This is a genomic window from Ramlibacter sp. G4-7, from assembly GCF_057784995.1.
This window is the reverse complement of the sequence record NZ_JBYNTT010000022.1, coordinates 42,044-67,234: the sequence shown is the minus strand read 5'-3', so window position 1 is coordinate 67,234 and position 25,191 is coordinate 42,044. Positions and strand designations below refer to the sequence as shown.

Annotated in this window: 19 protein-coding genes; 9 read left to right on the top strand and 10 right to left on the bottom strand. The window is 70.4% G+C overall.

The window, feature by feature from the left end; genetic code table 11:
* The 8 genes from lptA to AC3EGR_RS22945 form a co-directional block, all read right to left on the bottom strand.
* Window positions 1-620 (bottom strand): lipopolysaccharide transport periplasmic protein LptA (gene lptA / locus AC3EGR_RS22980; RefSeq protein ID WP_488548853.1); only part of this gene is annotated, 620 nt, incomplete at its 3' end.
* Between the two features lie 112 nt (window positions 621-732).
* Window positions 733-1,383: a thiol:disulfide interchange protein DsbA/DsbL gene (locus AC3EGR_RS22975; RefSeq protein ID WP_488548852.1), complete on the bottom strand. Its 651-nt coding sequence runs from the start codon at window positions 1,381-1,383 to the stop codon at window positions 733-735.
* 70 nt (window positions 1,384-1,453) lie between these two features.
* Window positions 1,454-2,113, bottom strand: coding sequence for an SPOR domain-containing protein (locus AC3EGR_RS22970; protein WP_488548851.1), 660 nt, complete (start codon window positions 2,111-2,113; stop codon window positions 1,454-1,456).
* A gap of 2 nt (window positions 2,114-2,115) precedes the next feature.
* Complete coding sequence (argS, locus tag AC3EGR_RS22965; RefSeq protein ID WP_488548850.1) at window positions 2,116-3,789, bottom strand: arginine--tRNA ligase; 1,674 nt, start codon at window positions 3,787-3,789, stop codon at window positions 2,116-2,118.
* A 117-nt stretch (window positions 3,790-3,906) separates the two neighbouring features.
* Entirely contained in the window at window positions 3,907-4,362 is a 456-nt protein-coding gene (locus tag AC3EGR_RS22960; RefSeq protein ID WP_488548849.1) for a DUF2214 family protein, read from the bottom strand.
* The gene (locus AC3EGR_RS22955; protein WP_488548848.1) at window positions 4,359-5,291 is read right to left on the bottom strand and encodes a LysR family transcriptional regulator; all 933 of its coding nucleotides are present in this window, start codon (window positions 5,289-5,291) and stop codon (window positions 4,359-4,361) included. Before AC3EGR_RS22955 ends, AC3EGR_RS22960 begins: the two co-directional genes overlap by 4 nt.
* Window positions 5,292-5,344: 53 nt before the next feature.
* On the bottom strand, window positions 5,345-6,529 hold the full coding sequence (locus AC3EGR_RS22950; RefSeq protein WP_488548847.1) for a CaiB/BaiF CoA transferase family protein: 1,185 nt from the start codon (window positions 6,527-6,529) through the stop codon (window positions 5,345-5,347).
* A gap of 39 nt (window positions 6,530-6,568) precedes the next feature.
* Window positions 6,569-7,522 (bottom strand): Bug family tripartite tricarboxylate transporter substrate binding protein, encoded by a 954-nt coding sequence (locus AC3EGR_RS22945; protein ID WP_488548846.1) that lies wholly within the window; start codon window positions 7,520-7,522, stop codon window positions 6,569-6,571.
* A 107-nt stretch (window positions 7,523-7,629) separates the two neighbouring features.
* Here AC3EGR_RS22945 and AC3EGR_RS22940 point away from each other — a divergent pair, with 107 nt between their 5' ends.
* The 8 genes from AC3EGR_RS22940 (at window position 7,630) to AC3EGR_RS22905 (ending at window position 22,215) form a co-directional block, all read left to right on the top strand.
* Entirely contained in the window at window positions 7,630-8,610 is a 981-nt protein-coding gene (locus tag AC3EGR_RS22940; protein WP_488548845.1) for an amidohydrolase family protein, read from the top strand.
* Between the two features lie 80 nt (window positions 8,611-8,690).
* Entirely contained in the window at window positions 8,691-14,171 is a 5,481-nt protein-coding gene (locus AC3EGR_RS22935; RefSeq protein ID WP_488548844.1) for a DUF7379 domain-containing protein, read from the top strand.
* Between the two features lie 87 nt (window positions 14,172-14,258).
* Window positions 14,259-14,942, top strand: a complete 684-nt coding sequence (locus tag AC3EGR_RS22930) for a haloacid dehalogenase type II (protein ID WP_488548843.1) — start codon at window positions 14,259-14,261, stop codon at window positions 14,940-14,942.
* Window positions 14,943-14,961: 19 nt separating this feature from the next.
* Window positions 14,962-17,154 carry a malate synthase G gene (locus AC3EGR_RS22925; protein WP_488548842.1) on the top strand — a complete coding sequence of 731 codons (2,193 nt, stop codon included), beginning with the start codon at window positions 14,962-14,964 and terminating at the stop codon, window positions 17,152-17,154.
* A 141-nt stretch (window positions 17,155-17,295) separates the two neighbouring features.
* Complete coding sequence (locus AC3EGR_RS22920; RefSeq protein ID WP_488548841.1) at window positions 17,296-19,704, top strand: DUF1631 family protein; 2,409 nt, start codon at window positions 17,296-17,298, stop codon at window positions 19,702-19,704.
* A 39-nt stretch (window positions 19,705-19,743) separates the two neighbouring features.
* Window positions 19,744-19,965 (top strand): cysteine-rich CWC family protein, encoded by a 222-nt coding sequence (locus AC3EGR_RS22915; RefSeq protein WP_488548840.1) that lies wholly within the window; start codon window positions 19,744-19,746, stop codon window positions 19,963-19,965.
* A gap of 62 nt (window positions 19,966-20,027) precedes the next feature.
* Window positions 20,028-21,428, top strand: a complete 1,401-nt coding sequence (locus AC3EGR_RS22910; RefSeq protein ID WP_488548855.1) for an MFS transporter — start codon at window positions 20,028-20,030, stop codon at window positions 21,426-21,428.
* A 7-nt stretch (window positions 21,429-21,435) separates the two neighbouring features.
* Window positions 21,436-22,215, top strand: coding sequence for a class II glutamine amidotransferase (locus AC3EGR_RS22905; RefSeq protein WP_488548839.1), 780 nt, complete (start codon window positions 21,436-21,438; stop codon window positions 22,213-22,215).
* Between the two features lie 62 nt (window positions 22,216-22,277).
* Here AC3EGR_RS22905 and gshB read toward each other — a convergent pair whose 3' ends face one another.
* Window positions 22,278-23,240, bottom strand: a complete 963-nt coding sequence (gene gshB / locus AC3EGR_RS22900; protein WP_488548838.1) for a glutathione synthase — start codon at window positions 23,238-23,240, stop codon at window positions 22,278-22,280.
* 83 nt (window positions 23,241-23,323) lie between these two features.
* On the opposite strand from gshB, the gene AC3EGR_RS22895 reads away from it, so the two are divergent.
* Window positions 23,324-24,214, top strand: a complete 891-nt coding sequence (locus AC3EGR_RS22895) for a glycosyltransferase family 9 protein (RefSeq protein ID WP_488548837.1) — start codon at window positions 23,324-23,326, stop codon at window positions 24,212-24,214.
* A 21-nt stretch (window positions 24,215-24,235) separates the two neighbouring features.
* Here AC3EGR_RS22895 and AC3EGR_RS22890 read toward each other — a convergent pair whose 3' ends face one another.
* Window positions 24,236-25,186, bottom strand: a complete 951-nt coding sequence (locus tag AC3EGR_RS22890) for an alpha/beta fold hydrolase (RefSeq protein ID WP_488548836.1) — start codon at window positions 25,184-25,186, stop codon at window positions 24,236-24,238.
* Between the last annotated feature and the right edge of the window lie 5 nt (window positions 25,187-25,191).

The window sequence follows — 25,191 nt, the reverse complement described above, 5'->3', positions numbered from 1 at the left end:
CGCGCCCGCGCCGATGCCGCGGGCCGCGGCGCGGAGGCGGCAGCGGCGGCCGCGGAGGCCGAACCGGCCGACGCGGAAGCGGCAGCGCGCGGAGCCAGCGTGGCACGCACCCGTCCGCCCGGGTTCGACGGCGTCGCGGCGGTGGTGCCGCCATCCACCGTGAACTGGTCGTTGGTGTTGTCGTAGGTGATCACCGAGCCGCTGGTCTCGTCGTTGACCGTGGCGCCCCGCAGGCGCCGCATCTCGGCGCGGCCGATGAAGCGCACCTTGTCCGCCTTGCCGTCGTATTCGATGCTCTCGGCCTCGCCCTCGATGAATTCGTCCACGCCTTCGCGCTTCTGCCGGAAGTAGGCCTGCTTGCCCGGCTCCGCCGTCACCACGCCGGACTGGTAGCCCTCCGGGTCCTGGCGCACGGTCATCTTGGCCCCGCGGATCACGATCGTGCCCTTGGTCACCACCACCTTGCCCGTGAAGACGCTGGTCTGGTGCAGGTCGTCGTAACGCAGCGCGTCCGCCTCCACGTTCATGGGCTTGTTGCGGTCCGCGCGTTCGGCGCCGGCAGGCGCGGCCGCCAGGGCCAGGGCGAGCGCCAGGGGAAGCAGTGCGGTGGTGTTCTTCATAGAGGCACGATTCTTGCTGGCATTGTAGCGAGCACAGACGGAAAAGCCCGCGCGGGCGGGCTTTTTCTTGGCCACCCGAAGGGTGACCGTGCGGATTTTGACGGCCGCCGCCCTATTTGGCGCGACGCGATTCCGCGACGAGGTAGTCGACGATCTGCAGGGCGCGGTCCATGTTGCCGGCCAGGGTGCCGTCCGTGTAGAACTGGCCGTTGACCCCCAGCGCCGGCACGCCATCCACCTCGTACTGGTCCTGCAGCTGCTTGGCCTTGCGCGCCTTGGTCGAGACCGAGAACGAGTTGTACAGCTCGTGGAACTTGGCCTTGTCGACCCCGTTCTTCTCCACGAAGGCGAGGATCAGGTCCTCGCGGTTGGTGGGCTGGCGGTTCACGTGGATCTCGTTGAAGACCTTGGTGTGCAGGTCCTCCACCTTGCCCATGGCTTCGAGCGTGTAGAACAGGCGCTGCTGCGGCACGAAGTCGTCGCGGAAGGCGACCGGCACGCGGCGGAAGGACACGTCGGGCGGCAGCTTCTTCAGCCACGCGGCGAGCTTCGGTTCGAAGGCGTTGCAGTGCGGGCAGCTGTACCAGAAGAACTCGACCACCTCGATCTTGCCGGCCGGCGCCTCCACCGGCGCCTTCTTCTCCAGCACCCGGAAGTCCTTGCCCTCTTCCAGCTTGCGCTGGGCCAGCGCCAGCTGCGGCACGCCCAGCGCGGAGGCGCCCAGCACGATGGCCGCGGTCGTCGAGAACTCGCGTCGATTCATTCCTGTTTTCTCCTTGAAGAGGGTCAGAGCGCCCAGCCCGTGCATGGTTCCGCCGCCCGGCGACGCCCCGCTACCGCTGGACGCGGACGAGGGCCGTGTCGAAGCCGCCGGCATCCAGCTTTTCCTTCTGGCGGTCGGCGTCGTCCTTGCTGTTGAAGGGGCCCACGCGCACCCGGTACACCTGGCGGCCGGACTGCTCGCGCTCGGTCACCTTGGACTCGATGCCCATGAGCGAAAGCTTGGCGCGCTGCGCCTCTGCGTCTTCCGGCGTGCGGAACGCGCCCGCCTGCACGAAGTAGAAGAAGGGATCGCTGCCGCCGCCGGTGCGCGCCGCGGCGAGGTCGCCCAGCGGGTCGGCCGGCGCCGGGCGGCCGCTGACCGCGGGCGCCTCGGGCGCCTTGGCCGCGTCCTTCTGCTTGTCGGGGATCGTGGCCTCCGGGGCCTTGGCCGAAGGCACCGCGGCGGGGGCGGGCGCGCTGGCGGCGGGAATGCCGGGGGTGGGCGGCAGGGCCTTGGCCGGGTTCTTGCCGTACAGGGGCGCGTTCGGGTCCCAGTTCTGGTTCTTGCGCGACTCCGCCGCATCCTGCTCGGGGGAACGGCTGGGCCCCTTGTTCAGGAAGGGCACCGGGACCTTCGTGACGTAGACCGCAACGGCCAGGGCGGCCGCCAGGCCCAGCACGATGCCGATGATGATCCCGACCAGGGTGTTGCCGCGTTGCTTCAGTTTCATGCTCACATCTTGGCGGGGGCACTCACCCCCAGCACAGCCAGTCCATTGTGCAACACCTGCGCGACCGCAGCCACGAGCGCGAGGCGCGCTGTCTTCAATCTGTCGTCGTCGACCAAAATGCGCTCGCTGTCGTAGTAGCTGTGGTACGCCGCCGCCAGCTCGCGCAGGTAGAAGGTGACGTCGTGCGGCGCGAAATCGGTCGCGGCGGCAGCGAGCATCTCCGGGTAGCGGGCCAGCTGCAGCATCAGGTTCAACGCCGCCGGGTGCTCCAGCGACGACAGGTCCGCCCCGGCCAGGCCGGCCGGGTCGCCGCCCCAGGCCGCCAGCACCGAGCAGATGCGCGCGTGCGCGTACTGCACGTAGTACACGGGATTGTCGTTGTTCTGCGCCAGCGCCAGGTCGACGTCGAACACGTATTCGGTGTCGGGCTTGCGCGAGAGCAGGAAGAAGCGCACCGCGTCCTTGCTGGTCCACTCGACCAGGTCGCGCAGGGTCACGTAGCTGCCGGCGCGCTTGGAGATCTTGACCTCCTCGCCGCCGCGCATCACGCGCACCATGGTGTGCAGCACGTAGTCGGGGTAGCCCTCGGGGATGCCGACGCCGGCGGCCTGCAGGCCGGCGCGCACGCGGGCGATCGTGCCGTGGTGGTCGGTGCCCTGGATGTTGACCACCTTGGTGAAGCCGCGCTCCCACTTGGTGATGTGGTACGCGACGTCCGGCACGAAGTAGGTGTAGCTGCCGTCGCCCTTGCGCATGACGCGGTCCTTGTCGTCGCCGTAGTCGGTCGACTTCAGCCACAGCGCGCCTTCGTGCTCGTAGGTCTTGCCCGCGTCGCGCAGGCGCTGCACCACAGCGTCCACCTTGCCGCTGGTGTACAGGCTGGACTCGAGGTAGTACTGGTCGAAGCGCACGGCGAAGGACTGCAGGTCCAGGTCCTGCTCGTGGCGCAGATAGGCCACGGCGAACAGGCGCATGCCGTCGAGGTCGTCGAGGTCGCCACTGGCGGTGAAAGCGCGGTCGTCCGACTTCACCGTCTTCTTGGCCAGGAAATCGTTGGCGATGTCCGCGATGTAGTCGCCGTTGTAGGCGGTCTCCGGCCATTGCGCATCGCCGGGCTTGTAGCCGCGCGCGCGCGCCTGCACGCTGACGGCCAGCGTCTGGATCTGCACGCCGGCGTCGTTGTAATAGAACTCGCGGTGGACGTTCCAGCCCTGCGTGGCGTACAGGTTGCACAGCGCGTCGCCGAGCGCGGCCTGCCGGCCGTGGCCCACGTGCAGCGGGCCGGTGGGATTGGCGGAGACGAATTCCACCAGCAGGCGCCGGCCGTGCAGCGGCTGCTGGCCGAAGCCGGCACGCGCGCCCAGCACTTCGCGCACGACTTCCTGCTTGGCCGCGTTCTTCAGGCGGATGTTCAGGAAGCCGGGGCCGGCGATCTCCACCGCGTCCACCCAGCGCTGGAAGGCGGGCGTCGCCAGCAGCGCGTCGCGCAGCGCCTCGCCGAGCTGGCGCGGGTTCTTCTTCAGCGGCTTGGCCAGCTGCATCGCCGCAGTGCAGGCCAGGTCGCCGTGCGCGGCCACCTTGGGCAATTCGAAGGCGGCCTTGGATCCTGCCCCGGGCGACAGCTGTTCCAGCCCGGCCGCCAGCGCGGCGAGCAAGTCTTGTTTTGCTTGGAGCATCGGGTGATTTTACGGGGGGCTCACGGCGGGGTTCGCTGTTGCTCGCCGGCCGCGGCTGCGCCGCGCCACCTTACGAAGCCGACACGGGTCGCCCAGGGTGCGGCGAACCCCCACCGATCACTTCCCGCCGAACCCCCGCGCCAGGAACGCGGCCGCCAGCGGAATCACCGGAATGATGTGGGCCTGCAGCATCACCAGCTTCCTCGCCTGGCGCACGTCCTCGGCCGCCGGCAGCGACCCATCCGCCCGCAGCGCCTGGCGCCAGCGGATGAAACGCATCGTCGGCAGGATGGAGATCAGGCCCACCAGCACGAACAGCGTGAGCTTCAGGTGCAGCAGCCAGTTGCTCCAGTACCAGCCGGCGCCCTTGGCGCCGAAATAGATGCGCACCAGCCCCGTGGCCAGCACGACCCCGGCGGCGATGCCGTAGATGCGGTCCACCTTCACCAGCCGCTCGACGATGGTCGCGTTCATCCACTCGGGACGGCACAGCGCGGCCTCGCTGGAGATGAAGACCACCAGCGCCAGGATGGCGGAGAGGTGGAGGAACTGGAGGATGGCGTCCTGCGTCATGCGGAAGCTCCGGCCCGCCAGAACTGCGGCTGGGCGTAGTGGTGCTTGAGGAAGTCGATCCACAGCCGCACCCGCAGGGGCAGGTGCTTGCGCTGCGGAAAGACGGCATAGATGCCGTTGGGCGGGGCCGCGAAAGGCGCGAGGACCTCCGCCAGGCGGCCGTCGGCGATTTCCTGCTCCACCTCCCAGGTGCTGCGCCACGCAATGCCCCAGCCTTGCAGGCACCAGTCGTGCAGGACCTGGCCGTCGGAACAGTCCAGCGGCCCGCCGGGCTTGAAGTGCGTGAGTTCCCCTTCGCCGTTCTTGCCGGGCAGCAGGAAGGCCCAGCCCCGCGTCTGCGAGGCGTCGCTGGACAGGGTCAGGCAGTCGAAGCGCGCCAGGTCGTTGGGGTGCTCCGGGCTGCCGTGGCGCTTGAGGTACTCCGGCGTGGCCACGCACAGGCGGCGGTTGTCCGCCAGCCGCACGGCCACCAGCGCCGAATCGGGGAAGTCGCCCACGCGCACGGCGCAGTCGTAGCCCTCGCCCGCCAGGTCGACCACGCGATCGCTCAGGTTCAGCGAGATCGTCACGTCGGCGTGCAGTTGGCGAAAGCGCGGCACCAGCGGCGCGACGTGGCGCCGGCCGAAACCGGCGGGCGCGGTGATGCGCAGGTGGCCACTGGCCTTGACGCCACCGGCGCTGACGCTCGCTTCCGCGTTGACGATGTCGGCCAGCAGGCGCTGGCAGTCCTCGAGGAAGGCGCTGCCTTCGTGCGTCAGGGAAATGCGGCGGGTGGTGCGCACCAGGAGCTTCACGCCCAGGCGTTCCTCCAGCGCGTCCAGGCGCCGCCCCATGATCGCGGGCGCCACGCCCTCGGCGCGCGCGGCGGCCGTGAGGCTGCCCTTGGTGGCCACCGAGACGAAGGATTCCAGCTGCTTGAGCTTGTCCATGCCGCGCCGATTATGCGCGTGCAGGTCAGCAATCGAGCCCTCTCGGGCGGCGATTAGCCTTGTCCGGAGAAACGCGCGATCTCCTCGTCCCCGTACCCCAGTTCGCGCAGCAGGGCGGGGCCGTGTTCGTTCAGCCGCGGCGGCTGCAGGCGCAGGCCCGGGCGCTGGCCGTCGAGCGTGAGCGGCAGCAGCGGCACGCGCGTCTCGCGGCCGTCTTCCAGCCGCAGGGGCGCGAGTCCGCCGGTGGCCTGCAGGTGGGGATCGTCGAACAGCTGTTCCGGCCGCGTGATCGGAGCGAAGGGCAGGCCGTTGCGCTCGAAGACGGCGCTCAACTCGGCCGCGGTATGGCGCGCCAGCCGCTCGCGCAGCAGCGGGATCAACCAGTCGCGTGCCTGCACGCGCTCGTTGTTGGTCTTCAGGCGCGCGTCGCCGTACAGGTCGGCGTAGCCGAAGGCATCGCAGAACACCTTCCACTGGCTGTCGCTGACCGCGGCGAGGAAGACCTGCTCGCTGTCCTTGACGGTGAACACGTCGTAGATCGCCCAGGCCGAGATGCGGCTGGGCATGGGCGCGGCCGGCTTGCCGGTGACGGCGAACTGCATCATGTGCTGGGCGACGAGGAACACGTTGTTCTCGAACAGGGCGCTCTGCACTTCCTGGCCGCGGCCGGTCTTCTCGCGCTGCGCGAGCGCGGCCATCGCGCCGATGGCGCCGAACATGCCGCCCATGATGTCGTTGACGCTGCTGCCCGCGCGCAGGGGATCGCCGGGGCGGCCGGTCATGTACGCCAGGCCGCCCATCATCTGCACGACTTCATCGAGCGCCGTGCGGTGGTCGTACGGCCCGGGCAGGAAGCCCTTGTGGCTCACCGAGATCACGCGCGGATTGAGCCGGGAGATCGTTGCGTGGTCCAGCCCGAGCTTCTTCATGGTGCCGGGGCGGAAGTTCTCGCTCACGACATCTGCGGTGGCGACCAGGCGCAGCGCCGCCTCGCGCCCGCCAGGCGACTGCAGGTCCAGCACGATGCTCTTCTTGTTGCGGTTGAACATCGGGTAGAAGCCCGCGCCGGAGCCGAGCAGCCGGCGCGTGTTGTCGCCGCCGGGCGGCTCCACCTTGATCACCTCGGCACCGAGGTCGCCGAGCACGAGCCCGCAGGTGGGGCCCATGACCATGTGAGTGAATTCGACGACGCGGATGCCCGCGTAGGGCAGCGCGTCGGTAGCGGAATCGGCAGGCATGCCGCGATTCTGCGGCATGCGGGCGGCCCAGGCTGGTGCCTACTCCGCCTTGAAGCCTGAGGCCTTGATCGGCGTTTCCCAGCGCTTGAGGTGCGCGACCTGCGTCGCGGCGAGGTCCGCCGCCGGTGCATGGTTGGGAACCAGGCCGAAGCCGTAGATCTTCTCCTGGATCACCGGGTCCTTCAGCGCATCGGCGACGGCATGGTCGATGCGGTTCACCACGTCCGCCGGCATGCCGGGCGGGCCATAGAGGCCGAAGAAGGCGTCGGCCGCCATGTTGATGCCCTGCTCTTTCAGGGTGGGCACGTCCGGCAGCGCCTTGGAGCGCTGCTCGCCGGTGACGGCCAGGATGCGCACCTTGCCGGCCTTGTGGTGCTCGATGGTTTCCGAGGCGGTGTCCACCATCAGGGGAATCTGCCCGCCGATCAGGTCCTGCGCCGCGGGAGCGCCTCCGCGGTAGGCCACGTGCGTGAGCGGCACGCCGGAGGCCTGGCCCAGCAGCAGCCCGGCGAAGTGCGGCACGGTGCCCGCACCGGAAGTCGCGTAATTGGCCTTGCCGGGATTGGCCTTCATCCAGGCCAGCACGGTCTTCAAGTCGCCTTGCGGAGCGCCCGGGCCGGCCGTCACCGCGAAGTCGAAGGTGACGATGCGCGAGACGGGCGTGAAGTCCTTGACGGGGTCGTAGGCCAGGTTGCTGTAAAGCCAGGGCGCGATCACCATGGCGCCGCTGGGCGAGAGCACCAGGGTCTGGCCGTCCGGCGCGGCGCGCTTGAGTTCGCCGAGCACCAGCCGGCCCGCCGCGCCCGGCTTGTTGTCCACGATGACGTTCTGGCCCAGCGACACGCGCATTTTCTCCGCGAGCAGGCGCGCGATCACGTCCGCCGAACCGCCAGGCGGGAAGCCCACGAGGATGCGGATGGTGCGGTCCTGCGCCAGCACGGCGGGGGCGGCGAGCGCGGCGCCGGCGAGCGCGGCGAAGTGGCGGCGTTTCATGCGAGGTCTCCTGGGATGCCGATCATTTAACATGTTAAAGAGTAGCGCAGGCCCGATGCCGCGGCCATCCGGTCGCACCCTGAGCGCACGACACCAGGAGACAAGACGTGACGGTCATCGACGTCCACACCCACATGTTCACGCACAAGTGGCTGCAGCTGCTGCAGGAAAAAAGCGGCATCTACAACATCCAGACGCGTCCCGACGGCCAGCGCGAGATCTTCCGCGGCAACACGCCGGTGGTGCTGCCGCAAAAGGGCCACTTCGACTGGGAGCTGCGCATCCAGCACATGGACCAGGCGAAGATCGACGTGTCGGTGGTCTCCCTCACCTGCCCCAACGTCTACTGGGGAGGCGAAGAGATCAGCGTGCTGGCGGCGCGCGAAGCCAACGACAACGTGGCCGACGCGCAATCGCGCTACCCGGACCGCATCCGCTGGTTCGCCTCGCTGCCCTGGGAGTACCCGCAGCGCGCGGTGGAGGAACTGGAACGCAGCTGCGCCAGGGGCGCGGTGGGCGTGATGGTGCTGGCCAACGTCGCCGGCAGGAGCCTCACCGATCCGATGTTCGCGCCGATCTGGAAGGCGATCGACCAGCGCAAGCTGCCGGTGCTGGTGCATCCCACCGACCCGCCCGGCGTCGACTTCATGGACATGAGCAAGTTCGACCTGAGCTGGTCGGTGGGCTTCATGTTCGACACGACGCTGGCGATCACGCGCATGATCTTCGAGGGCTTCTTCGACCAGTACTCCGACCTGAAGATCATCGCCTCGCACGGCGGCGGCACCCTGCCGTATCTGGTCGGCCGCTTCGAGAAGGGCGACGAGGTGGAACTGCCTTCGCGCCGCCAGATGAAGCGCAAGCCCACCGACTACCTGCGCCACATCTACTACGACAGCATCACCTACGACCTGCGGCCGCTGCAGTACCTCGTGTCCATCGTCGGCCACGAGCACGTCATGTTCGGCACCGACTGGCCGCACTGGGTGCACGACACCAAGGGCGCCTTCGCCAACACGGCCGCGCTGCCCGAGGCGCAGTGCCGCGCCATCCGCAGCGCCAACGCGCAGCGCATCTTCGCGCTATGAGGGCCTGACCCTGCGTTGACTGGGGCGGGGAGCCTCCTCCATACTGCGCGCGCGCCCCGACGGCGCGAGGGAGGAGCGCCATGGGCAGCACGAGAACGCCCGGCCCCGCAGCGCCCGGGACTCCGGTCCCGGCCCGGGACTTCACCTTCGAGCTGGCCGGCGAGGAACTCCCCGCGGCCACGCGCGGCAGCGGCCGCGGCGTCGTGCGCCAGGCGGTGCGCATGGCGACCACGCGTGCCGATGCGAAGCCGGTCACCGTCACGGCCCGCTCGGGCGAGCACGTCGTGCGGCTCACGATCGCCAACGGTCCCACCCTGATCCTCGCGCCCGAAAGCGCGCACGACCTGCTGGCGGCGCAGCGCCGCGAGAAACGGCGGGACGCGTCCGGCACGCTGGCCGTGACGCCGCAGCTCGGATGGCGCGGTCCCGACGCGGCAGCGACGCGCGGATTCACCGAGTGGCTGGGCCAGGCGACGCTGGACAGCTTCGAGGTGCTGGGCGACGTCGCGCCCGACCTCGGCCTGGACCTGGCGCAGGACCAGGCGGCGCGCTACCTCGCGAAGAAGCTGGATGCGCAGGTCGACACCGGCCTGTACCGCATGCAGCCCGACCGCTTCGACCAGCCGCTGAAGCAGGCGGGCGAGCGACCCGTGGCGAACCTGCAGGCCCCCGCCAACGGCCAGGCGATCCTGGTGCTGGTCCACGGCACCTTCGTCGAGAGCCACAGCACCTTCGGCAAGCTGTGGACCGCGCAGGCCGCGCAGCTGCGGCGCCTGTTCGACCGCTACGGCGAACACGTGTATGCCTTCGACCATCCGACCCTCGGCGACAGCCCCGTGCGCAACGCGCTCGCGCTGGTGGCCACGCTGCCCGCGGGCACGCGGCTGCACCTGCTGACGCATTCGCGCGGCGGCCTGGTCGCCGAAGTGCTGGCCCGCGCCTGCAGCGGCACGGTGCCGGAGCGCAAGGACCTGGACGCGATGGTCCCGGAGGACGCGGCGGACCTGGCGCAGCTCTTCGCCGAGGCGCGCCGCAAGGGCCTGCGCGTCGAGCGCATGGTGCGCGTGGCCTGCCCCGCGCGCGGCACGCTGCTCGCCTCGCGCCGGCTCGACGCCTATCTGTCCATCCTGACCTGGGCACTGCAGCTCGCGGGGCAGCCGGCGATCGGCGGCCTCCTCGATTTCCTGCACGGCATCGCGAAAAAGCGCGCCGACCCGCGGGTGCTGCCGGGCCTGAATGCCATGATGCCGGAGAGCGCCTTCATCCGCTGGCTGGGTTCGCAGTCGGCGCCCATCGAAGGCGACCTGCGCGTCGTGGCCGGCGACGTGCAAGGCGACTCGATGCTGTCCTGGGTGAAGACGCTGCTGGCCGACGCCTTCTACTGGACCGACAACGATCTCGTGGTGCACACGCGCGCCATGTACGGCGGCGTCCCGCGCGGCGCCGTCGGCCAGTCGGACCATGCGCGCTTCCTGCTGGACCGCGGCGGCAAGGTCTCGCACTTCAATTACTTCAGCAACGCGCGCACGGCCACGGCGGTCGTCGACGCCCTGCTGCAGGACGTGCCCGAGGGCTTCGGCGTCATCGGGCGCGATTCCTGGGCCGGCGTCGACGCGAGCGGCACGCGCGCGGCGCGCGCCGTGCGCCGCTCCGCCGGCACGCCGGCGGCACCGGCAGCCAGCCGCCCCGCCGTCTTCGTGCTGCCCGGCATCCTGGGCTCCAACATCCGCCGCGACGGCGAGAGGATCTGGCTGGCGTGGAACTTCGTCGACGGCCTGATGAAGCTGGAATGGAACGCCGACACGGCGGACCGTTTCCAGGCCGACGGTCCGGTGGCGGACGTGTACGACGCCCTCATCGAGCGGCTGGCCGACACGCACGAAGTCATCTCCTTCGCGTTCGACTGGCGTCGTCCCCTCGAGGACGAGGCCGCGCGCCTGGCCGACGCGGTGGATGCGGCACTCACCGCGCGCAACGGCACCGGCCAGCCGGTGCGCCTGCTCGCGCACTCCATGGGCGCGCTCCTGGCACGCACCCTGCGCCTGCAGCGGCGCGAGACCTGGGACCGCATGATGCGGCGCGAAGGCGCGCGCTTGCTGATGCTCGGCCCACCCAACGGCGGCTCCTGGGCGCCCATGCAGATGCTGACCGGCGACGACGGCTTCGGCAACGCACTGGTCGCGTTCGGCTCCCTGTTCCGCAACGCGGCGGCGCGCAAGGTGATCGCCGGCCTGCCCGGGCTGATGGAATTGCAGGCCGGCCTGAACGACCCGCAGCTGCAGCTGCGGCTGGAAAACACCTGGAAGAAGCTGGCCGACGAGGACATCGCCGCGCTCACGCGCTACAACGCCTGGCACCAGCCCGACGCGCAGCAGGCCGTGTACGGCTGGTCGGCGCCGCCGCAGGAGGTGCTCGAACGCGCCGCCGCCCTGCGCAGCCGGCTGGACGAACAGCTGCAAAGCCTGCACGCCGACGCCTCCCGCATGGCCATCGTCGTCGGGCGCGCCGGCTTCACGCCGGCCGGCTACGTGCTCACCGAGGCGGGCCTGGAATACGTCGCGGCACCCGAAGGGGGAGACGGGCGCGTGCCGCACCGCAGCGCGCAGCTGCCCGGCGTGGCCATGTGGCAGGTCGACGCGCCGCACGGCAAGCTGCCCGAGACGGCCGAGGCCTTCGCCGCCTACCTGGAGCTGCTCACCGAAGGCAGCACGCAAAGGCTGCCGCGCATGGAGCCCATCCCCCACACGCCGGTGGCCCGCGAACGCGGCGGCGCGCCGCGCGCGGCACTCGCGCCCGTGCACAGCCGGCCCTCGCGACGCTTCGAGGACGTCGCGCCGCCGGCGAGCCCGTCCGACCTGATGGATGCAGGCGCCGCCCGCGAGCGGCCCGCCAACGCGCAGGCGCTGGTGGTGCGCGTCGTCAACGGCGACCTGCAGTTCGTGCCCGAGCCCCTGCTGGTGGGCCACTACCGTTCGCTGCAGCTGACCGGTTCGGAGAAGATGGTCGACAAGCTGGTCGACGGCGCCATGTCGCGCTCGCTCGCGACCGGCCTGTACCCGGACGCGACCGGCACCCACCAGGCCTTCGCCAACGAACGCCCCAATCCGGCCAACCCCTTGCAGATGGCGCGTCCGACCGCCGCCGTCGTGGCGGGCCTCGGCGAGGAAGGCAAGCTCAGCGCGGACAAGCTCGCCTTCACCGTGCGCCAGGCCGTGCTCGCGTACGCGCAGCGGCTGGCGGAGCAGCCAGGGCCGGCGCCGGCGACCTTCGAACTCAGCGCCACCCTGATCGGCAGCGGCGGCCTGCGCATCACGCCGGGCACGGCGGCGCAGTACGTCAGCCAGGGCGTGATCGACGCCAACGAGAAGCTGGCGGACACGGGCTGGCCGCGCGTGGTGCGGCTCACCTTCGTGGAGCTGTTCCTCGAGCGCGCCACGGAAGCCTGGCACGCACTGCGCCAGCAGCAGGCGGCCTGGGGCGGACGGCTGCTGCTGGAGGGCCAGGTGGAGGTCGAACAAGGCGGCATGCGGCGCTCGCTCGACGCCGGCTACCGCAGCACCACCTACGACTTCATCAGTGCGCTGTCGCAGCGCGACGCGCAAGGCAACATCTCCATCGCCTACGACCTCGACACCCGGCGGGCGCGCACCGAAGTGCGCGCACAGCACGCGCAGACGGCCCTGGTGCAGGAGCTGGTGGCCAGCGCGTCCAACCAGGCGAACACCGACCCGCTGATCGGCCGCACGCTGTTCAACCTGCTGGTGCCCGCGGAGATCGAGCCCTACCTGGCGGGGACCACGGAAATGGTGCTGGAGGTGGATGCGGGCACCGCCGTCATCCCCTGGGAGCTGCTCAAGTCCAACCCCGATGCGACCTTGGAGGACAGCCGACCCTGGGCCGTGCGCAGCCGCCTGATCCGCAAGCTGCGCACCGACGCCTTTCGCGAACGCGTGATGGACGCGACGCCGGACGACGCCGTGCTGGTCATCGGCGAGCCCGCCGCCCCGCCCGACTACCCGGCGCTCGATGGCGCGCGGGCCGAAGCGGAAGCGGTGATCGCGCACCTGGACGCGCAGCGCCCCCCGGTGGCGGTCAGTGCGCTGGTCGCGCGCAACGATGCGCGCACCGTCATCAACGAGCTGTTCGCGCGGTCCTACCGCATCATCCACGTCGCGGGCCACGGCGCGCCGGGCGCGGACGGCGGCGTCGTCCTGTCCGGCAACAGCTTCCTGGGCGCCAAGGAAGTGGCGGCGATGCGCACGGTGCCCGAGCTGGTCTTCCTCAACTGCTGCCACCTCGCGCACCGCGACGTGCAGGACCTGGGCCGGGCGCACGACCGGGCGCGCTTCGCCGCCAACATCGCCGAGAAGCTGATCGAGGTCGGCGTGCGCTGCGTCATCGCCGCCGGCTGGGCGGTGGAGGACGGGCCGGCGGAGATCTTCGCCACCCGCTTCTACGACGCGCTGCTGGCCGGGGCGCGCTTCATCGACGCGGTGGGCGCGGCCCGCGAGGCCGCGTGGAAGGCCAACCCCGGCGGCAACACCTGGGCTGCCTACCAGTGCTACGGCGATCCCACCTGGAGCTGGAGCCGCTCGCAGGAGGTGCGCAACGCCGGGCCGGCGCGCGAGGAAGGGCCCATTGCCTCGGCCTTCGGGCTGGAGCTGGCGCTGGAGAACATCGTGACGGAGGTCCGCTTCGGCTCGCGCACGCCGCAGGCGGCGCTGGACCGCATCCGCAGCCTGGAGGCCGAACACGGTGCGCACTGGGGCGCGCAGGGTGCGGTGGCCGAAGCCTTCGGCCTTGCGTACATGACGGCCGAGGCGGCCGAGCAGGCGCTGCTCTGGCTGGAGCGCGCCGTCGCCGCCGAAGACGCGGGCGCCACGCTGCGCGCCGCCGAACAGCTGGCCAACCTGCGCGCCCGCAGTGCCGAGAAATCGGACGACCCGCGCACGATCCGGCTGGGCATGCGCGAGTTGCGGCGGCTGGCCCAGGTGCATCCGACCCGCGAACGCCTGAGCCTCATCGGCTCGGCGTGCAAGCGGCTCGCCATGGTGGCCTGGCGCCGCGGCGAGGCCGAGGCGGCGGCGCAGGCCGCCTCCCAGGGCGCGCGCTGGTACCTGCAGGCGCAGGAGCGGGCCACCGCGGCCGGCGCGGTCGACGTGTTCTACCCGGCGCGCGCGGCCCTGATCTGCGAGATCGCCGCGGACATCATGGCGCGCCGCGCGCCCCGGGTGCCGCAGGAGCGGCTGGAGGCCGTCGAGCGCATGACGCGCACGGCCGCCGTCGCCGAGCCGGATTTCTGGTCGGTGGTCGGCATCGCCGAACTGCAGGTGCTCAAGGCGCTGGCCGGCGGCAGCCTGCTGGACAACCTGGACGGCGTGCTGGCGGAGCTGCGCGACCTGCAGGAACGGGTGCCGGCGCCCCACCACTGGGACTCGGTGCATGCGGAGGCGCGCTTCGTCCTGCAACCCTACCTGGCCCTGGACCTGGCCGAGGACGAGCGCGGCGCGGTCGGGGAGCTGCTGGACGTGCTGCGCGGATTTGCCGGCCGGACGCCCTAGTCGGCGCTCATTACCCGCACCGAAGTCATCAATAACCGCACTTCGCGCCCATCAATTACGCGCGAAGTTCGCAATACAGTAGCCGGCATGGAAAAACCCCGGGCCGTCCTGTTCGATGCCTACGGCACGCTGTTCGACGTGTACAGCGTGGGCCTGCTCGCCGAGCAGCTCTTCCCGGGCCAGGGCCAGGCCTTGTCCATCCTCTGGCGCGACAAGCAGATCGAGTACACCCGCCTGGTCACCACCTGCAACGATGGCGCCCACTACCGCCCGTTCTGGGAGCTCACACTCGCGGCACTGCGCCATGCCTGCAAGCGCCTGGGCCTCGCGCTGACCACCGAACGCGAACAGCAGCTGATGAACCAGTACCGGCACTTGTCGGCCTTTCCGGAGAACCGCGAGGTGCTGCAGGCCCTGAAAGCCAGGCGCGTGGCAACCGGCATCCTGAGCAACGGGGACCCCCAGATGCTGGGCATCGCCGTGCGCAGCGCGGGACTGGAGGATCTGCTCGATCACGTGCTGAGCGTGGACGCCGTGCGCAAGTACAAGACGCATCCCGCCGCCTACCGCCTGGGCACCGAGGCCACCGGCCTGGCGCCGGCACAGATCCTCTTCGTCAGCTGCAACGGCTGGGACGCGCTGGGCGCGACCTGGTTCGGCTACCGCACGCTGTGGGTCAACCGCTACCAGCTTCCCTTCGAGGAGCTTGGCACGCAACCGACCCGCACCGGCAGCACCTTGCGCGACGTGCTCGCCTTCTTCCCATCCTGAAAACTCCCGGAGAACAACCATGACCGAAAGAACGACCATCCACGGACTGCAGGTGGACACGCCGCTGAAGGGCTTCATCGACGAACAGGTGCTGCCCGCCGTCGGCGTCGACCGGGCGAAATTCTGGCAGGGCTTCGACCAGATCGTGCGCGAGTTGGCGCCCAAGAACGCGGCGCTGCTCGCCGAACGCGACCGGCTGCAGTCCGAGCTCGATGGCTGGCACAAGAAGAACCCCGGCCCCATCCGCGACATGGCGGCCTACCGCGGCTTCCTGGAGCAGATCGGCTACCTGGTGCCGCAGCCGCAGGGCGTGAAGGCGACCACGGCCAACGTCGATGCGGAACTCGCCCTGCAGGCCGGCCCGCAGCTCGTGGTGCCGATCCTGAATGCGCGTTATGCGCTCAATGCCGCCAACGCGCGCTGGGGCTCCCTGTACGACGCGCTCTATGGCACCGACGTGATCCCCGAGGACGGCGGCGCCGACAAGGGACCCGGCTACAACGAAGTGCGCGGTGCCAAGGTGATCGCCCGCGCGCGCCAGTTCCTGGACCAGGCCGCGCCGCTGGCGAGCGGCTCCCATGCCGACGCCACCGCCTACAAGGTCGAAGGCGGCCAGCTGAAAGTGGACCTCAAGGGCGGCAAGTCCTCCGGCCTGAAGGATCCCGCGAAGTTCGTCGGCTACCAGGGCGAGGCGAGCGCGCCGTCTTCCGTGCTGCTGAAGAACAACGGCCTGCACCTGGACGTCGTCGTCGACCGCGGCAACGCCATCGGCCGGACCGACGCGGCCGGCGTCGCGGACGTGGTCGTCGAAGCGGCGCTGTCCACCATCCTGGACCTGGAAGACTCCATCGCCGCCGTCGATGCGCAGGACAAGCTGCTGGCGTACCGCAACTGGCTGGGCATCCTGCAAGGCACGCTGACCGAGCAGGTGAACAAGGGTGGCAGGAGCTTCACGCGCGGGCTGAACAAGGACCGCGTCTACAAGGGTGCCGATGGCGGCGAAGTGCGGCTGCATGGCCGCTCGCTGCTGTTCCTGCGCAACGTGGGCCATCTCATGACCAACCCCGCCATCCTGTGGGACGGCGGCAAGGAGATTCCGGAAGGGATCATGGATGCGGTCATCACCACCGCGATCGCGATGGTCGACCTGCAGGGCAAGGGGGCGAACGGTGTGCGCAACTCGCGCACCGGCTCCGTCTACATCGTCAAGCCCAAGATGCACGGGCCGCAGGAAGTGGCCTTCGCCTCGGAACTGTTCTCGCGCGTGGAGCAGTTGCTGGGCCTGCCCGAGAACACGGTGAAGCTGGGCATCATGGACGAGGAGCGCCGCACCAGCGTGAACCTGCAGGCCTGCATCGCCGCGGCTGCCGCGCGGGTCGCCTTCATCAACACCGGCTTCCTCGATCGCACCGGCGACGAGATGCACACCGCCATGCACGCCGGGCCGATGATCCGCAAGGGCGACATGAAGTCCAGCGCCTGGATCCAGGCCTACGAGAAGAACAACGTGCTGGTGGGCCTGGCCTGCGGCCTGCGCGGGCGTGCGCAGATCGGCAAGGGCATGTGGGCCATGCCGGACCTGATGGCCGCGATGCTGGAACAGAAGATCGCGCACCCGAAGGCGGGCGCCAACACCGCGTGGGTGCCGTCGCCCACCGCTGCCACGCTGCACGCCTTGCACTACCACCAGGTCGATGTCGCCGCGGTGCAGCGGGAGCTGGAAAAGAGCGGCGACGGCGAACGCGCCAGCCTGCTGCAAGGCCTGCTCACGGTGCCGGTGGCCGCCGAGGCGAACTGGAGCGACGCGGAACGCCGCCAGGAAATCGAGAACAACGCCCAGGGCATCCTGGGCTACGTCGTGCGCTGGATCGACCAGGGCGTCGGCTGCTCCAAGGTGCCCGACATCCACAACGTGGGCCTGATGGAGGACCGGGCGACGCTGCGCATCTCCAGCCAGCACATCTGCAACTGGCTGCTGCACGGCGTCGTCAGCGAGCAGCAGGTGCGCGAGACCTTCCAGCGCATGGCCGCGGTCGTGGACAAGCAGAACGCGGGCGACCCGTCCTACCAGCCGATGGCCGGCAACTGGGAAACCTCCGCCGCCTACCGCGCCGCGCTGGACCTCGTGTTCAAGGGCAAGGAGCAGCCCAGTGGCTACACCGAGCCGCTGCTGCATGCCTGGCGGCTGAAGGTGAAAGCCGGCAAGCGTTGAACCGCGCAGGCCCCGGTGCCTGCAGGTCGTCGCCCGCCGGCGACCTTTCATCCTTGACACTTCGTAACAGCGGTGACGAAGGAGGCGCCCGTGAAGACTTGCTGGGCTGTTCTTCACGGGCCTGCCTAGACTCGGCCGCTCATGCTTGCCCCGTCCGCTCCCGCCCGCCAGTGCATGGACCTCGCCCTCGCGGCGGCGCCCGCGATGGTGGAGCGCTGCATCGACCGGGCGGTGACCATCCTGCAGGAGCAGGAGCGCCACTGCAGCGACGCGGCCGAGCGGCGCGAGCTCGCCGACGCCTGGCTGGAACTCACGCGCCGCCGCGCCGACTGGGCGCGCCGCCTTCCCGCACTGCTGCGGGAGGCGCAAACGACGGCCGCGGCCGTCAGCCCGGCGCTCGCGGGTGATGCGCAGGCGGACGAGCGCTCCGGCGACCTGAGCCTAGTGGACGAGGACGCGCTGGCGCAGGAGATCGAAAGCTCGCGCCTGCTGCAGCTCCTGGCGCCGCGCCTGGAGCAGCCGCTCGCGGAAGTCGATGTGCTCATGAGCACCGCCCTCGGGCTGGGCAGCGTTGAGCCCGAACGCAATCCCTTGCGGCCGCAGGTGTTCGCGCAGGCCCTGCGCTCCCTGATGCATCCCGCGCCGCAACCCGGCTGGCCCAGGCTCTGGAGCCAGCACCTGGCCGAACCCCTCGCGGGCGAAATCGCGGGCCTGTACCGCGAAGCGCTGAAGCTGCTGCGCGCGGCCCGCCTCACCGAAGCGAGCTACCGCGTGCTGCCTTCCGCATCCCAGCCGACCAAGCCTGCCGTCTGGGCGCCCGCACCCTCTTCTGCCGCCGCACCGGCAACTGCATCCGCAGGGGTCCCGGGTGGGCAGGACGGACGCGCCGGGGCGGCCGGCGTCCTCGAGCAGGCGCTCGGCACCACCGGCCCCCTGGGCGGAGCGGCGTGGGCCGACCTCTCGCACTACGCGCTGGCCGATGAACTGTTCCAGAACTTCCTGTTCTCGCGCGCGCAGCCTTCCTCGCAGCCGCTGGCGCCGGCCTTCTACGGCAAGGTGGACGCGCAGCTGCAGGGGATCGAGACGGCGCAGGAGGACTTCGCGCCTTTCGACGCGGAAGCAGTGCACCGCAACCGCGCCCTGCCGCCGGTGGAACGTGGCCACCGCGACGTCGGCACCGCGCGCGAACTGGAAGGCGCGACCTGGGGCCGCTGGGCGCCGGCGCGCGAGCGCGCCTTGCACCGCGCCCGGCTGAAGAAGCAGGCGCGCCAGGTCGGCCAGGTGCTGGGCCTGGAAGTGGTGCGCAAGCTGGTGGACCAGGTCGCCCGCGACCCGCGGCTGCTGGCGCCGGTGCGCGAGGCGATCGTGGCGATCGAGCCGGCGCTGGCGAAGCTGGCGCTGGTCACGCCGCGCTTCTTCGCCCACGAGGACCACGCCGGCCGCCGCCTGGTGGAACGCGTGGCCGAGCGCAGCTTCCGCTACAACGACGAATTCGCCAGCGAGTTCCAGGAGTTCTTCGCCGACGTCCGCACGACCTTCCGCGCGCTCAACGAACAGCACGTGGTGGACGACCAGCCTTTCGGCCAGGCGCTCGCCGAACTGGAGGACCGCTGGGCCGGCGAGGACCGCGTCGAGGAGCGCGGCCGCCAGGTCGCCGTCGACGCGCTGCACTTCGCCGAGGCGCGCGAGGCCGAAGCCGCGCAGATCGCCTGGAGCCTGTCGAAGCGATCCGACCTCGACGGCGTGCCGGCCGTCGTGCAGGACTTCCTCTATGGCCCGTGGGCGCTGGTGATGGCGCATGCGCGCCTGACCGACCCGCAGAAGCAGGTGGACCCGGGCGGCTGGAACACCGTCATCTCCGAGCTGCTGTGGAGCGTCAAGACCGAGCAGACGCTGCGCGACCCGGCGCGCCTGTTCAACACGGTGCCGGGCATGCTGGAGCGCCTGCGCGGCGGGATGAAACTGATCGGCCAGGAGCCGGCCCACCACGAGACCTTCTTCAACGCGCTGGAGAAACTGCACCGCCCCGTGCTCAAGCTGCGTGCACGCACGCGCCATGCGAGCCACACGGTGGCCGCCGAGCCCCAGCTCGATGCGGCGCTGCTGTCCACGCAACGGCAGCAACCCAAGGCCGCGGTGGGCGCGCCCTGGCTCACGCCGGGCGAACTGCAGGCCGCCGGTTTCGACGAGGAGCGCCCGAGCGCGCCCGTGCCGCTGGAAGATGCCGGTGGCCAGGACGGCGTCGATGTCGCGGCGGTGGTCGCCGGCCTGCAGCAAGGCTGCTGGGTGGACCTGCACGTGCGTGCCAAGTGGCGCCGCGCCAGCCTTACCTGGGTGAGCCAGCGCGCGACGCTCTTCCTGTTCCAGAGCCACGGCGGCGAGGTGCACACCATGACGCGCCGCAGCCTCGAGCGGCTCGTGCGCGAACGGCAGCTGCGCGCCGTGGAAGCCGGCGCCGTGGTGCCGCGCGCGATCGCCACGCTGTCGCAGCACGGGCAGCCTGCTGTCGGCACGCGCAAGGTCCAACGCGAGGACCACGCGACCGCCTGAACGCGCAACGCGGCCGCAGGGCGGCGCTACACTGCGCCCGTGCCGAACGAAGCCGCCCCCCTCGTGCCCACGCGCTGCCCGCTGTGCCGCGCAGCCAACCGCTGCGCGATGGAAGTGGAGCGCGAAACCGGCCAGGCGCAAGGCCCTTGCTGGTGCACGCAGGCGGACTTCGGCGCCGCACTGCTCGCGCGGGTTCCGGCGGTGGCGAAAGACCGCGCCTGCATCTGCCCGGACTGCGCGCGCGGCGCCGCCGCCGCGTGAGCGGCGCCAGCAGCATCGCCGAACTGAGCGCCCGCCACGGGCCGCGCTACCGCTGGCTGCTGATGCTGTCCGTCATGGTCGGCACGATGGCCTCGCTGATGTCGGCCACGGTGGTGAACGTCGCCATCCCCGGCATGAGCCACGCGTTCGGGCTCAACCAGGAACGCGCGCAATGGGTGTCCTCGGGCTTCATGGTGGCGATGACGGTGTCCATGCTCACGACGCCCTGGCTGCTCGCGCGCTTCGGCTACCGCCGCACCTACGACGGCACCATGGTGCTGCTGCTGCTCGGCGGCGTCGCGGGCGGGCTCGCGCCCTGGTTCCCGCTGGTGCTCGCCTCGCGCGTCGTCGAGGGCCTGGCCGCCGGCGTGGTCCAGCCGATCCCCGCAATCGTCATGATGCGCGCCTTCGCGCCCTCGGAGCAGGGGCGCGCCAGCGGCATGTTCGGCATGGGCGTGGTGCTCGCGCCGGCGCTGGGGCCCAGCATCGGCGGCATCCTGGTGGACCTGTGGGGCTGGCGCTCCATCTTCTTCATGGTCGTCCCTTTCTGCCTCGCATCGATCTGGCTGGCGCACCGCTACATCCCGGTGAACGCGCCGGGTGGCGGCGAAGCGGGCAAGCATGCCGCCGCCCTCGACTGGCGCGGGCTGCTGCTGGGCGCGAGCGGGACCCTGGCGCTGCTCAACGGCCTGCTGGAAATCCGTGGCGGCAACCGCTGGCTCGCCATCGGCCTGCTGCTGTTCGCCGTCGGGGCGTTCGTCGCCATGGCGGTCTGGCTGCGGCGCGCCAAGGCGCGAGGTCGGGATGCATTGCTCGACCCGGCGGTGTTCCGCCACCGCGCCTACGCGATCGGCAGCCTGGTCGCCTTCATCTACGGCATCGGGCTGTACGGTTCGACCTACCTGCTGCCGGTGTTCATGCAACTGGGCCTCGAACTGCCCGCATCGCACGTCGGGACCATCCTGCTGCCTTCGGGTTTCGTGCTCGCCGTCACCATCGGCATCGCCGGACGGCTGACGCGGCGCGTGCCCACGCACGTGATGGTGAGCGGCGGCCTCGCGCTGCTGGCCGCCTCGTTCGCGCTGATGCCCACCGTCAACCTGGGGACTGGCCTCACCTTGCTGGTCGCCTGGGCCATCCTGGGGCGCATCGGGCTCGGCTTCGTCCTGCCTTCGCTGAACCTGGGCGCCATGCGGCCGCTGGACAAGGGCGAGATCCCGCAAGGCGCCAGCCTCATCAACTTCCTGCGCATGCTGGGCGGCGCGGCAGGCGTGAGCCTGTGCGCGATCGTGCTGGAGTGGCGCCTGGCCGTGCACGGCGCCACCCTCTCAGGGCCGACCAGCACGCAGCGGCTCGCGGCGTTCAACGAGTCCTTTTTGATGCTCGCGGTGATCTGCGCGATCGCGATGGTGGCCGCCTGGCAGCTCAAGGGCCCCCCACAAGGCGATCCAAGTACCCAATAATCGGGTGATGTGCCAGCTGATGGGGATGAACTGCAACACGCCGACCGACGTGACGTTCAGCTTCGCCGGCTTCGCGCAGCGCGGCGGCCGCACCGACCACCACGCGGACGGCTGGGGCATCGCCTTCTTCGAGGGCAAGGGCCTGCGCCACTTCGTGGACCACCAGCCCGCCTGCGAATCGCCGGTCGCCGAGCTGATCCGCCGCTATCCCATCAAGAGCCGCAACGTCATCTCGCACATCCGCAAGGCGACGCAGGGCGAGGTCGCGCTGCAGAACTGCCATCCCTTCGTGCGCGAGCTGTGGGGGCGCTACTGGGTCTTCGCGCACAACGGCGACCTGCAGGGATTCGAGCCGCGCCTGCATGCGAACTTCCGGCCGGTCGGCACGACCGACAGCGAGCGGGCCTTCTGCTGGCTGATGCAGGAAATGTGGAAGTCCCACGCCGACACGCCCAGCGTCGAGGAGCTGACGCTCACGCTGCGCGAGCTGGCACCGCGCATCGCGAAACACGGTCGCTTCAACTTCCTGCTCTCCAGCGGCGACGCCCTGTGGGCCCACTGCTCCACCAACCTCTGGTACGTGGAGCGCAAGCACCCGTTCTCCCACGCGCAGCTCGCCGACGAAGACCTGAGCATCGACTTCTCCCAGCACACGACGCCCGGCGACAAGGTGGCCGTGGTGGTCACCTCGCCGCTGACGGTCAACGAGAACTGGACGCAGTTCCAGCCGGGCGAGCTGAAGGTGTTCGTGGACGGGGAGGTCCTTGCCACGTCATCCCGGCCTTGACCCGGATGCATGCGGCGGTCGACCGGCATCCCGCGGATTGCGGGCCAAGCCGGCAATGACGTTCAGATGACCGTGCGGTCCCGGTCGACCGCCTCCTCCAGCGCATCGATGAACATCGCCGGCACGTCGAAGCCGGTCTGGTTCGTGATCTCCTGGAAGCCCGTGGGACTGGTCACGTTGATTTCGGTGAGGCAGTCGCCGATCACGTCCAGGCCGATCAGCAGCAGCCCGCGCTCGGACAGCAGCGGCCCGATGGTTTCGGCGATCTCGCGGTCACGCTCGGAGATGGGCTGGGCGACGCCCTTGCCGCCGGCGGCCAGGTTGCCGCGGATCTCGCTGCCCTGCGGGATGCGCGCCAGGCAGAAGGGCGCCACCTTGCCGCCGATCACCAGCACGCGCTTGTCGCCCTGGGAGATCTCGGGCACGAAGCGCTGCACCATGAGGGTGGTGGCGCCGTGGCGGTTCAGAGTCTCGACGATGGATCCGAGATTCAGGCCGTCCGGGCCGACGCGGAAGATGCCCATGCCGCCCATGCCGTCCAGGGGCTTGAGGATGATCTCGCCGTGCTCCTCGTGGAAGCGGCGGACCTCGTCGCCCGAACGGGTCACCAGCGTGGGACTCACGAACTGGGGGAACTCCAGGATCGCCAGTTTCTCGGGATGGTCGCGCAGCGCCGCCGGCTTGTTGAACACCTTGGCGCCTTCGCGCTGCGCCTGCTCCAGCAGGTGCGTGGCGTAGAAGTACTCGGTGTCGAAGGGCGGATCCTTGCGCATCACGATCGCGTCGAAATCGCGCAGCGCGCGCCGCTCGCTGTGCCGCACCTGGAACCAGTCCTCCTCGGCCCCGGTGAGCGCGATCTCGCGCACCTGCGCATGGACCAGGTCGCCCGAACGCCAGCTCAGGTGCTGCGGCTCGCAGGCCCAGATGCGGTGCGCACGGCGCTGGGCCTCGCGCATCATGGAGAAGGTGGTGTCCTTGTAGGTCTTGAAGACCTCCAGCGGGTCGGCGACGAAGAGGATGTTCATTGCCCGCAACTGTTGCACAAAACGGCGGAATGCCTGCGGCGCGGCGGCGGGTCCCTCATTGTCGAGATGGATAAAATTGCCGCATGGATGCTGCCACCCTGAACCCCGTGCGCGAGCGCGTCGGCATCGTGCTCGCCTGCCAGGGCATGGGCGACTGCCTGTTCGCGCAGTCCGTGATCCGGGTGCTGGGAAAGACCTCGGACTACAGCTTCGACCTGTTCACGCACCACCCCGAGCTGTTCCGGTCCTGCCCGTACGTGGACGGCGTCTTCCCCATGGACGAAGCGCGCATCCAGGCCTATCCGCACAAGACGGCGACGCTGTTCGAGCTGGACAAGCTGCCGCACTGGCGCATGGACACCTTCGACTTCCTCAGCATCCCGCTCGGCCTGGGCGGCCTGAGCTTTCGCGAGAAGCAGCTGGAGTACTTCCCGAGCGAGCCGGACCAAGCGCAGGCCTTCGACGTGGTGCTGAACACCTCGAAGACCTGGGCCACGCGCAGCTGGCCGACCGAGTACTGGCAGCGCCTGGCCGACGAGCTGGTGGCCCGCAGCCTGAGCGTGGCGGTCGTCGGCAAGGACGTTCCGAGCCCCGCCGACAGGATGGTCAAGAGCTCGCCCGAGCTGCGCGGCGTGGTGAACCTCACCAACCGCCTGTCCCTGGACCAGACCTACTACACGCTGCGCAAGGCCGGCGTCTTCGTGACCGGGCAGAACGGCTTGTCCGTGCTCGCCGGCGCGACCGACACGCGCCTGGTGGTGCTGGGCATGTCGATCGAGTGGAGCAAGCGCGCCATCTACCGCCACGAGGACCCGCACTACAAGGTCAGCTACGTGAGCGGCACCTGCCAGACCTACTGCGGCCGGGCGTCGGACTGCCCGGTGCCCGAGCACCAGGGCGAGCTGCGCTGCGTGCCCGGCTACGAGGCGGTGCGCGACGCGGTGCAGGCAGCCATCGCGGCGGAAGATCTCTGAACGTCGCCGGCGCGGCGGCGCTCACGCGAGCGTGCGTCGCGCGATCCCTTCCAGCCAGGCGGCGACTTCCTGCGGGCGGGTGACCGGCAGCATGTGCCCGGCGCCGGAGATGAGCTCCAGGCTCGCGGACGGCAGCTTGCGCCGCAGCCCTTCGCCCTGGTTGCGCCAGTCGAGCACCCGGTCCCCGTCACCGAACATCACCCCCACGGGCAGGCGCAGTTCGCCGTAACGCTGCTGCTGGTAAGGCAGGTCGCCCTCCACCCCGAGCATGTCCTCGGACGCGGCGCAAAAAGCCGAGGGCCGCAGGCCCAGCAGCCCGCCTCCCCGCAGCGGAAAGTCGCGCGGCGCTGTTTCCGGCCCGAACATGAAGGCCAGCGCCCCGCGGCTGCTCAGGACGGCCAGCGGCACGGCGACCGTGTGCGCGATGAAGCGCCGCAGCCAGGTCCTGCGCAAGGCGAACAGCCGGAAGGGCTCGGGCACGTCGCGCGCCTGGTGCGTGAGGGGCGCGAGCAGGGCCAAGCCGGCGATCGCCCGCGGATCCTGCAGGGCGGCCGACAGCGCGATCGTGCCCCCCAGCGAATGGCCCACCAGCAGCGGCGGCTGCGGCAGTTGCAAGGCTCCGATGAAATCCAGCACCAGGCGGCCTTGCGCCGCGACGCCGGCCTTGCCTGCATCCACCCGCGGCGAGCGTCCCGAACCGGGGCGGTCGATCAGCACCAGCCGCCAGCGCTGCGCGAGCTCCGCCAGCGGGAGGTACTCGAAGTGCTTCATCTGGCCCGCCAGTCCGTGGACGAAGACGATGGCCGGCCCTTGCCCGAGCGAGCGGTAGTGGATGCGCTCGCCGTCGACCCCCACGAAGTCGCCCTCGGGCGGGAAGGCCTGCGTCACCTTGCGGGCCACGAAAGCGGTGAAGAGCGCGAAGCCGGCCAGCGCGACGAGCGCGACGAGCAGCAGCGTGATCAGCAAGTGCATGCCCT

Excerpts from the sequence above, each read along its gene's own strand:
- AC3EGR_RS22975 (WP_488548852.1), bottom strand. The coding sequence starts at position 1,383 with ATGAATCGACGCGAGTTCTCGACGACCGCGGCCATCGTGCTGGGCGCC.
- AC3EGR_RS22970 (WP_488548851.1), bottom strand. The coding sequence starts at position 2,113 with ATGAAACTGAAGCAACGCGGCAACACCCTGGTCGGGATCATCATCGGC.
- argS (WP_488548850.1), bottom strand. The coding sequence starts at position 3,789 with ATGCTCCAAGCAAAACAAGACTTGCTCGCCGCGCTGGCGGCCGGGCTG.
- AC3EGR_RS22960 (WP_488548849.1), bottom strand. The coding sequence starts at position 4,362 with ATGACGCAGGACGCCATCCTCCAGTTCCTCCACCTCTCCGCCATCCTG.
- AC3EGR_RS22955 (WP_488548848.1), bottom strand. The coding sequence starts at position 5,291 with ATGGACAAGCTCAAGCAGCTGGAATCCTTCGTCTCGGTGGCCACCAAG.
- AC3EGR_RS22950 (WP_488548847.1), bottom strand. The coding sequence starts at position 6,529 with ATGCCTGCCGATTCCGCTACCGACGCGCTGCCCTACGCGGGCATCCGC.
- AC3EGR_RS22945 (WP_488548846.1), bottom strand. The coding sequence starts at position 7,522 with ATGAAACGCCGCCACTTCGCCGCGCTCGCCGGCGCCGCGCTCGCCGCC.
- AC3EGR_RS22935 (WP_488548844.1), top strand. The coding sequence starts at position 8,691 with ATGGGCAGCACGAGAACGCCCGGCCCCGCAGCGCCCGGGACTCCGGTC.
- AC3EGR_RS22930 (WP_488548843.1), top strand. The coding sequence starts at position 14,259 with ATGGAAAAACCCCGGGCCGTCCTGTTCGATGCCTACGGCACGCTGTTC.
- AC3EGR_RS22925 (WP_488548842.1), top strand. The coding sequence starts at position 14,962 with ATGACCGAAAGAACGACCATCCACGGACTGCAGGTGGACACGCCGCTG.
- AC3EGR_RS22920 (WP_488548841.1), top strand. The coding sequence starts at position 17,296 with ATGCTTGCCCCGTCCGCTCCCGCCCGCCAGTGCATGGACCTCGCCCTC.
- AC3EGR_RS22910 (WP_488548855.1), top strand. The coding sequence starts at position 20,028 with ATGCTGTCCGTCATGGTCGGCACGATGGCCTCGCTGATGTCGGCCACG.
- AC3EGR_RS22905 (WP_488548839.1), top strand. The coding sequence starts at position 21,436 with ATGTGCCAGCTGATGGGGATGAACTGCAACACGCCGACCGACGTGACG.
- gshB (WP_488548838.1), bottom strand. The coding sequence starts at position 23,240 with ATGAACATCCTCTTCGTCGCCGACCCGCTGGAGGTCTTCAAGACCTAC.
- AC3EGR_RS22895 (WP_488548837.1), top strand. The coding sequence starts at position 23,324 with ATGGATGCTGCCACCCTGAACCCCGTGCGCGAGCGCGTCGGCATCGTG.
- AC3EGR_RS22890 (WP_488548836.1), bottom strand. The coding sequence starts at position 25,186 with ATGCACTTGCTGATCACGCTGCTGCTCGTCGCGCTCGTCGCGCTGGCC.